Origin of the sequence: Luteimonas sp. BLCC-B24, assembly GCF_028550595.1 — a bacterium.
Classification (GTDB): Bacteria; Pseudomonadota; Gammaproteobacteria; order Xanthomonadales; family Xanthomonadaceae; genus Luteimonas.
On sequence record NZ_JAQQGN010000006.1, the window covers coordinates 228,997 to 243,497 of the forward strand.

13 protein-coding genes are annotated in these 14,501 nt (G+C 69.8%); 3 read left to right on the top strand and 10 right to left on the bottom strand.

Going from position 1 to position 14,501, the window contains the following annotated elements; all coding sequences use genetic code 11:
* Position 1 precedes the first annotated feature (1 nt).
* The 8 genes from PQS31_RS13430 to PQS31_RS13465 form a co-directional block, all read right to left on the bottom strand.
* Complete coding sequence (locus tag PQS31_RS13430) at positions 2 to 466, bottom strand: GspH/FimT family pseudopilin (RefSeq protein WP_272763237.1); 465 nt, start codon at positions 464 to 466, stop codon at positions 2 to 4.
* A gap of 101 nt (positions 467 to 567) precedes the next feature.
* A complete protein-coding gene (gspG, locus tag PQS31_RS13435) occupies positions 568 to 996 on the bottom strand; it encodes a type II secretion system major pseudopilin GspG (RefSeq protein WP_272763262.1) in 429 nt (142 codons plus the stop codon).
* Between the two features lie 70 nt (positions 997 to 1,066).
* The gene (locus tag PQS31_RS13440; protein WP_272763238.1) at positions 1,067 to 1,942 is read right to left on the bottom strand and encodes a hypothetical protein; all 876 of its coding nucleotides are present in this window, start codon (positions 1,940 to 1,942) and stop codon (positions 1,067 to 1,069) included.
* 29 nt (positions 1,943 to 1,971) lie between these two features.
* Entirely contained in the window at positions 1,972 to 3,189 is a 1,218-nt protein-coding gene (locus PQS31_RS13445) for a type II secretion system F family protein (RefSeq protein ID WP_272763239.1), read from the bottom strand.
* A 2-nt stretch (positions 3,190 to 3,191) separates the two neighbouring features.
* Positions 3,192 to 3,842 carry a dihydrofolate reductase family protein gene (locus PQS31_RS13450; protein WP_272763240.1) on the bottom strand — a complete coding sequence of 217 codons (651 nt, stop codon included), beginning with the start codon at positions 3,840 to 3,842 and terminating at the stop codon, positions 3,192 to 3,194.
* Positions 3,842 to 5,575 (bottom strand): type II secretion system ATPase GspE, encoded by a 1,734-nt coding sequence (gene gspE, locus PQS31_RS13455; protein WP_272763241.1) that lies wholly within the window; start codon positions 5,573 to 5,575, stop codon positions 3,842 to 3,844. Before gspE ends, PQS31_RS13450 begins: the two co-directional genes overlap by 1 nt.
* A gap of 114 nt (positions 5,576 to 5,689) precedes the next feature.
* The gene (locus PQS31_RS13460; RefSeq protein ID WP_272763242.1) at positions 5,690 to 6,331 is read right to left on the bottom strand and encodes a DUF2242 domain-containing protein; all 642 of its coding nucleotides are present in this window, start codon (positions 6,329 to 6,331) and stop codon (positions 5,690 to 5,692) included.
* Positions 6,332 to 6,431: 100 nt separating this feature from the next.
* Positions 6,432 to 6,821, bottom strand: coding sequence for a hypothetical protein (locus tag PQS31_RS13465; protein WP_272763243.1), 390 nt, complete (start codon positions 6,819 to 6,821; stop codon positions 6,432 to 6,434).
* A 222-nt stretch (positions 6,822 to 7,043) separates the two neighbouring features.
* Here PQS31_RS13465 and PQS31_RS13470 point away from each other — a divergent pair, with 222 nt between their 5' ends.
* From PQS31_RS13470 to PQS31_RS13480, 3 genes are all read left to right on the top strand, one after another.
* Entirely contained in the window at positions 7,044 to 8,201 is a 1,158-nt protein-coding gene (locus tag PQS31_RS13470) for an acyltransferase family protein (protein WP_272763244.1), read from the top strand.
* A gap of 123 nt (positions 8,202 to 8,324) precedes the next feature.
* Positions 8,325 to 9,464 (top strand): serine hydrolase, encoded by a 1,140-nt coding sequence (locus tag PQS31_RS13475; protein ID WP_272763245.1) that lies wholly within the window; start codon positions 8,325 to 8,327, stop codon positions 9,462 to 9,464.
* On the top strand, positions 9,461 to 10,579 hold the full coding sequence (locus PQS31_RS13480; protein ID WP_272763246.1) for a serine hydrolase: 1,119 nt from the start codon (positions 9,461 to 9,463) through the stop codon (positions 10,577 to 10,579). The genes PQS31_RS13475 and PQS31_RS13480 overlap by 4 nt, the downstream gene beginning before the upstream one ends.
* A 290-nt stretch (positions 10,580 to 10,869) precedes the next feature.
* On the opposite strand, the gene PQS31_RS13485 is transcribed toward PQS31_RS13480, so the two are convergent.
* The gene (locus PQS31_RS13485; RefSeq protein WP_272763247.1) at positions 10,870 to 12,696 is read right to left on the bottom strand and encodes a S8 family peptidase; all 1,827 of its coding nucleotides are present in this window, start codon (positions 12,694 to 12,696) and stop codon (positions 10,870 to 10,872) included.
* 134 nt (positions 12,697 to 12,830) lie between these two features.
* On the bottom strand, positions 12,831 to 14,501 hold a 1,671-nt coding region (locus PQS31_RS13490; RefSeq protein ID WP_272763248.1), incomplete at its 5' end, for a YadA-like family protein.

Consider the following 14,501-nt stretch of genomic DNA (forward strand, 5'->3'; position numbering starts at 1 on the left):
CTCATGGCGGCGCGCCCGCGCGCGCCAGCCGCACCTCGCCGGTCAGCCAGGCCACGTCGATCTGCCAGGCCGCGCTGCGCAGCAGCACGCGGATCCGTCCGCCCGTCGCCGCGCCGTCGGCGAAGAACACGATCGCGCCTGCGTCCGCCGAGTCCTGGGCCTCGCGCGCGCCGGTGAACTCGATCTCCAGTGCGTCGGGAATGGTGCCGTGCCGCCCGTTGGGGGCGCGCCAGGTGCGGGCGACCGGATCGAGGGCGAAGCGTTGCGGCTCACCGGTGGTGATGGCCTGCGCGCGGGTGTAGCGCAGCTGCGCGGCGAGTTCCTTCGCGGTCGACTGCATCGCGATGCGCTCGAAACCGCCGCCCATCGCAGCCGCCGCCAGCACTCCGGTCACCGCGATCAGTCCGACGACCAGCAGCACTTCCAGCAGCGAAAACCCACGAATCCTGGCGGCTGGTGGCGACATCGGACGCGATGATTTCCGGAGCGTGGAACGAGCCCGGAATCTAGCATCTCCACGCTGGCTCACCGCGCCGTCCCCGCGCGGATGCGCGCGCGCCGCGCGGCTTATTCGTAGCGGATGTCGGCGTCGACGCTGTCGCCGCCCGGCTTGCGATCCGCGCCGAAACTCACGATCTCGAACGGCTGGCGCTCGCCCGGCGCGCGGTACTCGTAGGGCGTGTTCCAGGGGTCGCGCAGCTCGGCCTCTTTCGCGTACGGCCCCAGCCAGCCGCCGGCATCGCCGGGCTGCACGACCAGATCGCCGAGGGCATTCGGCAGGCGACCGGTGTCCATCTCGAACTGGTGCACCTTCTCGGCCAGCGTCTGCACCTGGGCCTTGGCGAGGTTCACCCGCGCGCGATCACCGCCACCGAGGATGCGGGTGGCCGCGAACGCGACGATGCCGCCGATCAGCACCACGACCAGGATGATCTCGATCAGGCTGAAGCCGCCCTGCGCCGCGCGCGGGGAGCCGGGAGAACGCGAGCGGAGCATGGACTGCATCGGGACGGCCTCGTTCGGGGGAATGACGCGATTGTAGGACGGCTGACCGGATCAAGCTGCTTCAGCTCTGTGCCAGCAGACGCTGAGCACGACGCTGCGCTTCTTCAAAGGCATCACGAGACAGGCGGTCACGCACATAACCGCGCCCGTCGAGACCTGGCCGGCAATGATGGGGCATACACATCCGGAATACGTGGAGAGAACCGGCGCCGCAGTGCCCGAAGCGCTCACAGCTGGCCAGGAGAACTGCGTAGCCCCAAGCCTCGCGCAAAGTCGCGTCATCCATTCCGAGAGGCCGCCTACCGGTCTCACTCTGATCGAAAAGCGGGTCCTCGAGCAGCGAAATCTGAAGCGCCTCGTACACCGACGGACTACGCGTGGTGGCGCTCATCTTCATCGCAGCCAGCCGGAGCGACGCGCGGTCAGTGGCCGCCATTTCATCGTCAACGTCCAACAGAACGCTGATCAGACGCGCCTCCGCATCTCCCGCCTCCACCCTGCGCTGGATTTCCTGGGTATTCGCCTCCAGCAGATCGGGACCGATGCCCGGGGGACAGAACTGGCTCTGAAAACTGCGCAACTCCGCGAGTGAGGTGACCGTATCGGAATCGTCGAATCGCTCACTGAAAAACCTCTGCATATCCGCAGTATCTGCACTGCATACCTGCGTCGCAGTTGACGCGAGCATCAGGATGCCGAGCTGTGCATCCGCTTGCTGTGCAGCCTGCTGGATCGCCTCATACCGGGGCGCCTGCCAAAGGACCGACTCAACAGGCCGGTGACTCGACGCCACCTGTAGATTTGCCCTGGAAGACGACGGCTGTTCACGACTAGGAGCAGCGGACGATGGAGCGTTCGCGGCGCTGGGTTGCTGGCAGGCGGTCGTCGTCAGGACGAGCAGACCGGCGATAACGAGATGCAATGCACGCTTGATCACATGAGCCTCCTTGCTTAATGCATCCGGGTTCACCCGATGACACTGGTCAGGTCGTAGATCGGCACCAGCACCGCCAGGATCACCACCATCACCACCAGGGCCAGCAGCATCGTGATCGCCGGTACCAGTGCGGCCAGCATGCGGTCGAGGGCGGTGGCGGTCTGCTGGTCGAAGGTGTCCGCGGTCTTGAGCAGCATCGCATCGAGCGCACCGGATTCCTCGCCGACCTGGATCATCTGCACGGCCAGCCGCGGGTAGCGCTTGCTGCGGCCGAGGGCGCTGGACAGCCCGATGCCGTTCTTGACATCGGCCTCGGCGGCCTCGACATCGGCGGCCAGCGCACGATTGCCGAGTACGTTGCGGCCGATGCCGAGTGCGGTGATCAGCGGCACGCCGTTGCGCAGCAGCGTGCCCAGCGTGCGCGCGAGACGCGCGGTTTCGATGCGCGCCACCAGCGCCCCGGCGATCCGGCGTTCGAGCAGCCACGCGTCGAACCGGGCCCGGAAGCCCGCGTCGCGCAGCTTCAGCCAGAACACGTAGAACGCGACGACCGGCACCACGAGCAGCAGGATCCACCAGTCGCGCACGAACTCGCCGGCGCCGAGCACGATCCTGGTGAACAGCGGCAACTCGGCATCCAGGCTCTCGTACATCGCCGCGAACTGCGGCACCACGTAGCCGAGCAGGAACAGCAGCGAGGCGCCGACCATGACGATCAGGATCGCCGGATAGATCAGTGCGTTGATCACCCGGCCGCGCAGCGCGCGCGCGCGTTCGAGGTAATCGGCCAGGCGCTGCAGCGTCTCTTCGAGGCCGCCGCCGGCCTCGCCCGCGCGCACCATGTTCACGTACAACCGCGAGAACGTCCCGTGCTGGCGTTCCAGCGCGGTCGACAGCGACACGCCGCCGCGCACCGCATCACGCAACTCGGTGATCGTGCGTTTGGCTTCGGGTTCCTCGGGCAGGTCGAGCAGGATCGTCAGCGCGCGATCCAGCGGCTGACCGGCATTGAGCAGCGTCGCCAGCTGCTGGGTGAACTGCACCAGGCGTGGCCCGGTGAAGGGTCTGGGCTTGAAAAGCGCCTTCCAGTCCTCGACCGCGCGCGCCTCGCTGGCCGGCCGCGCCTCGACCGGCAGATGGCCCTGCTCCTGCAGACGCAGCGCGACCTCGGCTTCGTTGCCGGCCTCCATCGTGCCGTCGAGCGCTTCCCCGCGGGTGTTGAGCGCTTTGTAGCGGTAGAGGGGCACGGTCAGGCCGTCCGTTCGATCAGCACGTGCAACGCGCGCGTGCCGGGCACGCCACGGCTCGCCTGATAGCCGAGCGCCGGCAGATCCAGTCCTGCGAACAGCGATTCGCCCTGGCCGAGCAACACCGGCGCGATGGCGAGATGCAGGCTGTCGATCAGGCCGGACTGCAGGTACTGACGCACGGTCGTGGCGCCGCCACCGATCCGCACGTCGGCGCCGCCCGCAGCCTGCTTGGCCAGCCTCAGCGCCGCTTCGTGACCTTCGGTGACGAAATGGAACGTGGTGCCGCCTGCCATCTCGAGCGGCGGTCTCGCGTGATGCGTGAGCACGAACACCTCGCAGCGGTACGGCGGCTCGTCGCCCCACCAGCCCCGCCATCCGTCGTCGGGCCAGGCGCCGCGCGAGGGACTGAACATGTTGCGGCCGAGGATCCACGCGCCGACGCCGTCGAACCCACGCGCCGCGAAATCGTCGTCCACCCCAGACTCGCCCTCCGTGTGGCCGAGCACGTTGCGCTGGAAGGTCCGGGTGGGACGGAACCAGTCGTGCAGGGCCGTGCCGCCCGCGCCGAGCGGCGCATCGAGCGACTGGCCCGCGCCTGCGGCGAAACCGTCGATGGACACCGCGAAGCTGTCGACGCGCACCTTGCCCATCACGCCTCCTCCGTCACCCGCAGCACTTCCTCGATCGTCGTCTCGCCGCGCAGCGCCTTGAGGATGCCGTCCTCGTACATCGTGCGCATGCCGGATTCGCGTGCGAGCTGTTCGAGTTCGCCCATGCCCGCATGGCGCATCACCGCGCGACGCAAGGCATCGTTCATCACGAGGAACTCCACGATCGTGGTGCGGCCGAGATAGCCGGTCGGCGCGGCGGCGGACGGGCCCGGGCGATACAGCACGATCTCGCCTTCGGGCTGGAAGCGGCGCAGCTCGAAGCGCTCGATCTCCTCGGGCGAAGCGGCATAGCGCACGCGATGCGTCGGCTCGAGCTTGCGCACCAGACGCTGGGCGAGGATGCCGTTGATGGTGGACGTGAGCAGGTAATCCTCGACGCCCATGTCGAGCATGCGGGTGATGCCGCCGGCGGCGTTGTTGGTGTGCAGCGTGCTCAGCACGAGATGGCCGGTCAGCGCGGACTGGATCGCGATGCGCGCGGTTTCCAGATCGCGCATTTCGCCGATCATGATGACGTCCGGGTCCTGGCGCACGATCGAGCGCAGCGCGTTGGCGAAATCGAGCCCGATCTGCGGCTTGGCCTGGATCTGGTTGATGCCTTCGATCTGGTACTCGACCGGATCCTCGACCGTGATGATCTTCACGTCCGGCGTATTGAGCTGCGACAGCGCGGTGTAGAGCGTCGTGGTCTTGCCCGAACCGGTGGGGCCGGTGACCAGCAGGATGCCGTGCGGCTGGTCGAGCACCTTGTTGAACTGCGGCAGGAACTCGTCGGTGAAGCCGAGCCGGTAGAAGTCGAACACCACCGTCTCGCGGTCGAGCAGGCGCATCACCACGCTCTCGCCGTGCGCGGTCGGCACCGTGCTCACGCGCAGGTCGAGTTCCTTGCCCTGCACGCGCAGCATGATGCGGCCGTCCTGGGGCAGGCGGCGCTCGGCGATGTTGAGCCGGGCCATGATCTTGATGCGGCTGATGACCGCGGCGGTGAGGTTCACCGGCGGGCTTTCGCCGTCGATCAGCACGCCGTCGACGCGGTAGCGCACTTTCAATCGGCTTTCGAAGGGCTCGATGTGGATGTCGGATGCACGCAGTTCGACCGCGCGCTGGATCACCAGGTTCACCAGCCGGATCACCGGGGCTTCGGAGGCGAGATCGCGCAGGTGTTCGACATCGTCGACATCCCCACCGCCGTCGCCGTCGGCCGATTCGACGATGGTGCCCATCGCGCTGCGGCCCTGGCCGTACCAGCGCTCGATCAGATCGTCGATCTCCGAGCGCAGGCCGACGGCCGGCGCGATCTCGCAGCCGGTCGCCAGACGCACCGCGTCGAGCGCGTAGGCGTCGAACGGGTCCGACATCCACAGCCGCAGCCGTCCGCGGTGCTCGCCGATCGGCAGCAGGTGGAACTGGCGCAGGAAGCGCACCGACAGCGGCTGCGCGCCTTCGACCAGCTCGGGCGGCTCGTCCGGCACGGATTTCGCGCCGAGCAACGGCAGCCCGAGTTCCGCGGTGCAGGCCTCGGCGTGATCGCGCTCGGACACCAGGCCCAGACGGCCCAGCAATGTCAGCAGGCTGCCGCCGGCCTCGGCATGCAGGCGCTGGGCGCGCGCGAGATCGACTTCCTTGAGCCGGCCGCTGGCGCGCAGACGTGCGACGATGCGCGCCTCGGGCGCTTCGGGCACGGCATCGGACGCATCGAGCACCGCATTCACGCAGAGTCACTCCATCGACGGCGGAGTGTCCGACTTTAGCAGTTCGACGCGGCCCGACCATGCGCCCGGACCACGGCCGGACGCGCACATCTGCGCACCGTCACGCCCGACGGGTCAGCGCGGCGCGGGCGGGGATGCGGGTTCGGCCGCGGGGGAATCGAGATCCGCCGGCGGCGGATCCTCGCGGCGCATCTCGTCGGCCGACGGCGTGCGGTCGCGCGGGCTGGGCGCCGGCACGTAATAGCCGACGCGTTCGAAGAAGCGGCGGTAGAACCCCGTGTCCTGCACGGTGCTGCTGGCCGTGCGCACCAGCGAGTCCTCGCGGCTGCCGACCGGCAACGACAGCGAGCCGATCCCGCCGACGCCCACGCTGGCCGAGTTGGAGCTCTTGCGCAGCACGTAGCGGTCGAGCAGCGCGCTGACGAACAGCAGCGTACGGTCGTTGCCGCGCGACACGCAGGACACACGCACCGAGAGCTGCGTATGCACTTCGTCCTCGGGCTGGAAGTTCTTCGTCGCCTCCACCGCGTCGTCGCTGGCCTTGCCGACCGCGTAGCCCTGCCCCAGCAACGCCAGCCGCGCCGCGCCGCAGGCCTGGGCCGGCGCCACGTCGTAGATCCGCGAGTAGATGTCGTCCGAATCGAAGGATTCGCCCATGAACGGCAAGTCGGCGCGTGCACCGCGGCCACAGCCGGCGAGCAGCGCCAACGCAAGCGGAAACACGATCAGGACGGAAGCGGTACGGACGCGGCGCATGGCAACGGACATCGTGGCGGAAGCCGTCGGATGATACCGGTGCCTGCACCGCGCCTTTCGACGCGGCCTGCACGGGTTCATGACCCAGCAGGCCGGTGGCTCAGTTGATCGCGGGCGGCGGCGCGTTGCGCGTGCGGCGCTCGGCTTCGAGCCAGTCGAGATGCGCGGCGAGCGTACGCCCCTCGGCTTCGGCCTCGGCGCTCGCGGCCGCGTCCAGGGCCTTCGACACGGCCAGTCGCGTGCGCACACCGGCCTGCGCGCGCACTGCAGCCGTATGACGCAGCATCGCGATCACCATGGCCGCGCTGGCGGTGCTCGCCACCGGCGACCCGCCGAGGACGAGGGTCCACTCGCCGTCCTGGAACAGGGCGCCGGCGAGCACGCGTCCCTCGCCGTCCCGCAACTGGGCATGGACCGGCGGCGCATCCCCCCGGCGACGGAACGGCATGTGCGATGTGGCGCCGCGGCGCGAACGGGACGGCTTGGACATGGGCGCAGCGGTGATCTCGACGGCGGCACAGTATCCCAGATCGCCGCACGAGCCCGCGCCTGCAGACGCGGCGCACTGATCCTTCCGTCACGCAGGCGCTGCTGGAATGCGGTGCACGCACCACGTTCTTCAACGCGCGACGCGCACTGTCGCCCGGCCGCGCGGCGGTGTGGCCCAGCGGGCCATCCCGAGCGCGTCCCCCGATCCAGGAGTGTTGCCGAAGTGACGTCCGCCGATTCCCACGCCCCGCCAGCGTCCGCTCCCGTCCCGCCGGACCTGTCGCGACCCGTCGGCCGCATCGGTGCGATCGATCTCGCGCGCGGCTTCGCGGTGTGCCTGATGATCCTCAGCCACGGCACCAACGGCCTGATGCCCTACGACGAGTTTCCCGACTGGGGCCAGGTGCCGGTGCACGCCATCACCAAATTCTCCTCGTCGCTGTTCGTGATCGTGTTCGGCATCGCGCTCGCGGTGGCGTTCGTCCCCAAGACCGGCGCGCCGGACTGGCCGCAGCGGCGCAACCGGCTGCTCTGGCGCGGCGTCGTGGTGCTGTTCTGGTACAAGGTGCTGACCGTGGTGGAGATGTACGGCCGCCACGACCGCGACGCCATCGTCGACACGCTGCTGTACCGGAATTTCCCGTCGTTCGTCGAAATCCTCGGCTTCTACGCGATCGCGTTGCTGTGGATTCCGTGGCTGCTGCCGCTGTGGGCGAAGACGCCGGCGTGGCTGCGCTGGCTGAGCCCGGTGCCGGTGGCGTTCGCCTCGTGGTGGCTGCTCCACCACTTCGATTTCTGGGGCGTGCCGCAGCTGCAGGCCCTGCTGGTGGAGCATCCCGATTACTACACCTGGGGACAGCTGGCGCGGGGACCGCTGATTCTCGTCGGCCTGCTCATCGGCGGCCTGTTGCTGCGCTGGTACGGCGATCCGCGCACGCGTCTGGCGCTGGCCGGCGCGTTGGCACTGGCGGCCGCGCTGCTGTTCGCGTGGTTCCTGCTGCGCGCCGATGCGCTGCAGCCGCTGCTGGTGGACATCGGCCGCAATGCCGGCAAGCACCCGCCCCAGCTGATGTTCATGCTGTTCAGCGTGGGCGGCGCGTTGGCGCTGCTGGCGCTGGCCGTGGCCGGTGGCGAATTTCTGGCCAGGGCCCTGCGACCGATCGCGGTGATCGGCAGCGACGCGCTGATGGCGTTCATCGTCCACATCAGCGTGATCTTCGTGCTGTTCCGCGAGACGCTCGGCTACTACCAGACCGTGTCCTACGAACGTGCATTGGTGTTGACCGTGCTGCTGATCGCCGCGACGGCGGCGTGGATCTGGCTGTGGCAGGCGATGAAACGCGCGATGGCGCCGGCAGTTCAGCGCCAATCACGCGGCTGACGTGTAGGGTCTTGGCGCCTGACGCGATGTGACGCATCGCCGCCGCCCACACGCCGGTCGCGCGCCGCTGTCCGCCGAGATGCGCGGCGGCGTGCCGACGGCCATCGCACGGGAGCCCAGACGATGTTCCGTTTTTCCGCCGCATTCGCCGTCGCCCTGCTGTTGAGCGGCACGACCGCCGCGCAGCCGACGACATCGGCGCGGCCGGTCCCCGTGCCCGACAAGGCACCGATCCACAAGACCGCGCTGACGCCGGCGCCGCCGTGGGCCGCGGCACTGGAGCGCCGCGTGCGCGCGATCGACGCGGCGTATGCCGGCGACATCGGCGTCCACGTGCATCATCTCGGTCGCAACGAGACCTGGGGACTGCGCGACGACGAGATCTGGTACCTCGCCTCGGGCGTGAAGGTGCCGGTGGCGATCGCGGTGATGCGCGAGATCGAACAGGGCTGGCTCACGCTGGATACGCGGGTGACGCTGCAGCCGACCGACGTGGTCGACGGCGCCGGACAGACCAATGCCCATCGTCCCGGCACGCGGCTGACGATCGCGTACCTGATCGAACAGATGATCATCTACAGCGACAACACCGCCACCGACATGCTGATCCGGACCGTGGGTCTGGGCCAGGTCAACGCGGTCGCTGCCGAACTGATCTCCGCGCGCGGCGCACACATCACGTCGCTCGCCGATGTGCGTCGGCGCGCCTACGGCATGCTGCATTCCGGCGCGGCGGGCCTGTCGTCGGCCGACCTGCTCGCACTCCAGCGCGCCGGCGCAGGTCCGGCGCGCGTGCGCAAGCTCGCGCAGATTCTCGACGTCGCGCCGGCGGATCTGCTGCTGCCCGATCTCGACAGCGCATTCGAGTCCTACTACGCCACCCACGCCAACAGTGCCAGCCTGCGCGACTACGGACGCATGCTGGCCGCCTTGCAGCAGGGCCGTGCGCTGGACGCCGAGGGCACCCGCTATCTGCTGGACGTGATGGGCCGGGTGCAGACCGGACGCCAGCGCATCCGGGCCGGCCTGCCCGCGGGCGCCACGTTCGCGCACAAGACCGGTACCCAGTACCGGCGTCTGTGTGACTCGGGCATCGTGACGATGCCGTCGGTCGCGGGTGCGCCGCCGGTGCGGGTGGTCATCGCCGCCTGCGTACGCGGTGCGACCGGCGCCGTGGGCGAACGCGCGTTGCGCGACATTGGCGCGGCCGTCACCGCGGCCGGGGTATTGAGGGCAGCCGATCCGACGACCCCACGCCGATGATCCGCCTCCGCCCGTGTGCCGCCGCACTGCTCGTCCTGCTGTCGCTGACCGCGTGTCGCGGCGAAGCGCCGACACCGGACGATCCCACCGAAGCCGCTGCCGTCGACGCCGCGGCGTCCACCGACGCGGCCTGGATCCCGGCACTCGATGCGGACGCCGAACGCATCGATGCAGACATGCCGGGCGATTTCGGCGTCTATGTGCGCCATTTCGGCCCCTCGCCCGGCACGCTGGATCGCAGCGACGGTCGCACCTGGTACCTGTCGTCGACGATCAAGATCCCGGTGGCGATCGCCGTGCTGGAACAGGTCGACGCCGGCGCGCTGTCCCTGGACCAGGAGCTGGTGCTCGCGCAGAGCGATTTCGTCGACGGTGCCGGCGACATGCTCTCGTTCAAGCCGGGTGCGCGCTTCACCATCGCGGCCCTGCTGGAGAAATCACTGCGCGACAGCGACAGCACCGCGACCGACATGCTGATCCGCGCGGTCGGCGAGGATCATCTGAACCGGCGCATCCGCGAGTGGGCCGGACCCGGCTTCGGCCCGGTCACCACGATCCTGCAAGTGCGCTACGACGCCTACGGCCCCGTGCATCCCGGCGTCGCGGATCTCGACAACATGGCCATCGTCGGCCTGCGCAATGCCCCGGCCGGCGAAGCGCGCCTGGACGCGCTCGCGCGCGCGCTCGGCGTGCCGCGCAGCGCGCTCGATGCCGAGTCGCTGGACGCCGTGTTCGATGCCTACTACCGGGGCGACCGCAACCAGGCCACGCTGCCGGCCTTTGCGACCCTGCTCGAGCGGCTGGCGGCCGGTGAACTGCTGTCGCCCGACAGCACCGCCCGGATGCTCGGGCACATGCGCAGCATCAGCACCGGCGACCGGCGTCTGAGCGCTGGCCTGCCGCCAGGCACCGATTTCGCCCAGAAGACCGGCACGCAGGTGCGCCGCGCCTGCAATGTCGGCATCGTGGACGCCGATGCCGGACGCGAGGGCGCCACCGTGGTTCTGGCCTGTGCGGAAGATTTCGACGACCTCGCCCAGGCCGAGCAGGCCTTCCAGGCGCTCGGTCGCGCACTCGGCGACACGGTGCTCGCGGCGTCCGCCTCCGACGGGTGACTCTGCGGCCGGCGGATGATCACGCGGCCGGCATGTGGCCGCGCACTGGCAGAGCCACAATTGGCGCGCGGTTCGGCGCTGCGCCGGCGCCTTCCGCGCTCACGTGAGGCATGCCCAGGTCGACGCGCGACCGCGCCGCGTGCCGCCGCGCGATGTACGGCGCTGCGTCGATGCGGGAGCGCGCGGGTCGCGTACTGTCTCGTGCCTGGAAAAACAGAACCCACGGCCATCGACGACGGCCGTGGGTTCGAAGCCATGCGCCGCGGCGTGGGCCGCAGCGCACAGGGTCGTCAGTTGTGGCGCGCCTGCAGCGTGACGTTGCCGTAGGTGCCCGACAGCAGGATGTAATACGTCCCTGCGGCCGGCGCGTTGATGCGCACCGTTTCCGAATTGCCCGGGCGGATCGACCGGTAGTCGTAGTCGGTGGGCGAAGGCACGGCCCCGCGGCTCACATGCAGCGAGACGTCGCCGGAGCCGCCGCTGGTGGTGATGCTCAGCGGGCCGCTGACGCCGGCGGGCACGTCGATCGCGTAGAGCGTGTCGCCACCGTTGCCCGACAGGCCACGCACGGGCACCTGGTTGACCACCGGCGTCGCCGGCGGTGCGCATTCCTCGACATCCGGATCGCAGGGCTCTTCGAGCGCCTTGTCGAGCGCGGCCCTGGCGTCGAGGATGCCGCTGCCCATCGGGGTCGCGGTCGGGATGGTGACCGGGAACGGACGTGCGGTGTCCACCAGCAGGGCGCGCAACTCGGCGGGCGTGAGGGTGTCGCGGCCGGCCTCGACCAGCGCGCTCTGCACCATCGCCGCCACCGCGGCGACATGCGGCGAGGCCATCGACGTGCCGGCCTTGCCACCGTAGCTGTAGGTGCCGGCATGCGCCGTGGTGCTGGCGGACACGGCCTGGAGAATGAAGCCGTCCCAGCCGTCGTTGCCGGTGTCCTCGTTGCCGCCGCCACCCGGCGCCGACAGGTCGATACGGGCGCCGTAGTTGGAATACGAGGCGCGCCCGCCGGTGATCCGTGTTGCGCCCACCGCGACCACGTTGTTGCAGCTCGCCGGGCTGAAGCTGGCGACGTTGGCGTTGCTGTTGCCGGCCGCGGCCACCACGAGACTGCCGTTGGCGGTCGCGGTGTTGACGGCCTGCTGGGTGATCGACGGACACACCTGCCCGCTGCCGAGGCTTAGGTTGATCACCTCGGCGGGATTCTCGTTGTCCGGCACGCCCGGCACGCTGCCGCCCGAGGCCCAGACGATGGCGTCGGCGACGTCCGAGGTGTAACCGCCGCAGCGGCCGAGCGCGCGGATCGGCAGCACCTTCGACTCGTAGGCCAGGCCGGCGGCGCCAAGCGCATTGTTGGTGACCTGGGCGACCGTGCCGGCGACATGGGTGCCGTGCCAGGAGCTGTTGCGGACCTGGCATTCGGCCGCGTCGGTATTCCAGTCGCCGTAATCGAACGCGCCGGGGACACGCTCGTCGGTGGGCCGGCGGGATACGAATGCATCGGTGATGAAGTCGTAGCCTTCCAGCGAGTTGCCGACCATGTCCGGATGGTCGGGCAGGATGCCGCTGTCGATCACCGCCACCACGACGCCCGCACCGCGGTTGATGTCCCAGGCGGCCGGCGCACGCACGCCACCGGCCGGATTGAAGAAGTTCCACTGGTAGGTCGCGTACAGCGGGTCGTTCGGCGTCAGCAGGGGATAGACGCGCCGGTCGAGCTCGGCGAACTCCACCGACGGATCGGCTGCGATCTCGTCGAGCAGCCGCGTCATCTCGGTCTTGTCGAGCCTGCGCGACAGGGTGAACACGTCGGCGCCCAGGGCCGAGCGGCGCAGGTGCTTGGCGCTCGTCGGCGCACCGCCGCGTGCCGACGCGGCGCGGACGACACCGGCCCGGCTCACGGCCGAGCCCAGCGACGCCACACGGCGCTGGACGTCGCGCTCTTCCGCCGTGCCGGCGCGGTATTTCACGATGATCCGGGCACCGCCGTCGACGTCGGCCGACGCGTGCAGCGTCGGCGCCTGTTGCGCCGGACCGGCTGCCGCGGCGGCGCCTGTGGCGAGCGCGATCGCGCTGGCGACGGCAAGGGTGATGGGATGCTTGGTCAAACGCATGGAACTCTCCTCGATTCGATGATGAGCGGTACTGCTCGTGACACCCGGAAAATCGACCGGCTCGCAGCCTGGAGCCGGGTCCTACGTCGTCTCGCCGCACGCGTCGCCGGGCCGGCGACGCGTCGCGTCCTGCTTCACCAGCCGAAGCCGGCACCCACACCCACGGATTTCTCGTCGCCGCTGAGTGCGCCGCCGAAGGTCACCGTGGCGCGGTCGTTGATCGCACGCTGGTAACCCACCGACAGAGCGCTCTCCCCGCCCTGGAACCCGACGCCGACACCCACGCGGTTCTGGGTGCGGATGCCCGCGGCACTGGTGGCCATGTTGAGCATCGCCGCGCCCATCGCGCCCTGGCGGTCGATGCGGCGGTCGGTGTCGTAGAACCGGCGCTCCACGTCGCCGCGGAAGGTGTCGAGGCTCTCGCCCCACGCCGCGAACTTCTGGTCGGTATAGGCGTTCGCCGACGACACCGCCTGCGTGGCGGTGGTGTCGGCATAGGCACGCGCTTCGGCGGCGCTCGCCTGCACCTGGGCCACGTTGGCGGCGTCGGTGGCCTGGGTGCCGGCGGCGACATTCGTGACCTGGCGCTGGTTGTCGGCCGAGCCGACCGACACCGTATTGGCCCGGTCGGCGACGGCGTTCTGACCGATCGCCACCGCGCCTTCCGCCGACGCGCTGGCGCCTTGCCCGATCGCGGTGGCCGACGCCGCGCTCACCGACGCGCTCTCGCCCACGGCGACGGCGTTGGTGGCGTTGGCGGACGCGCGCGCGCCGCCACGGGCCCCGTCCTGATCGTCCGGCAATACGGCCGGGCCGGTCACGGTTGGACGACCGAGGGCGTCAGCTGTGCCAGCCTGGCTGGACGTCAAGGTCCGGTCACCACCGGCGCGCCTTTCGGAGTTGGCCTCGCCGACGCCGGCGACGATGCCCTGTTCCGTAGAGGCGTTCGCCGACGCACGGTCACCTGACGACGCCACCGCTTCCACCACACTGCGGCCGGGGGCGGCACCTCGCGGCTCTTCCGTAATGTCCCGATCTCCCTGCATGGTTGCCACCGCTTCAGCTGTCGTGCTCGCGCCAGCGACGGTTCCGCTCACCTGCGTCGATGACGCCGCGCTCGACGAGGGAGCGGATGTGCGTCCTTCGCCGGAGGTGCTCGCAGTGCGCACGCCTTCCGAGGTGGCTGAACCCGCATCCGCGGCTGACCCGGCGCCAGTGCGACTGCCTGCGCCGGTCGCCCGGCTTGTGGACGCTGCGCCCGCGTCTCGTTGGGCCGCAGGCGCCACTGCAGTCGACCCCGTCGGGTCAGCCGCCGCCACAGCCTGTTCGACGCCATTCACTCGTTGGTCGATGCCGTTGACCTGAGCGCCCAAGGATCCGATCTGCGCATCCAACGCGCCGAGTGCGTCGCCGACGCTGTAGTAATTCCCGCCGGCGACACTGTAGGTGGGCGGGCTGATCGTCCCGAAAGCGGTCACACTCGCACCGCCGCCGAGCACATCCGCGGCGCTCATCAGGGCCGCATGCATTTGCGAGCCGTTGATCGCGTCACGACTGGCTGACGACACCACGCCCGCCGCGACATTGCGAATCCGTGTGCCGTTTGCGCCGTCGAGCGTGATTGTGCTGCGGCCCGCGTCGTCGTAGCCCACGAGGCCGTCGACCCGGTCGTTGATGTCGTCCACCGCATCATCGAGCTGGGCCACGTTGACCGCATCGGTGGCGTTAATGCCGGCGGCGAGATTGGTGATCCGGCGCGTCGCCGGATAGCCGCCCGTGCCGGTGCCGTTGCCGATCGACACCAC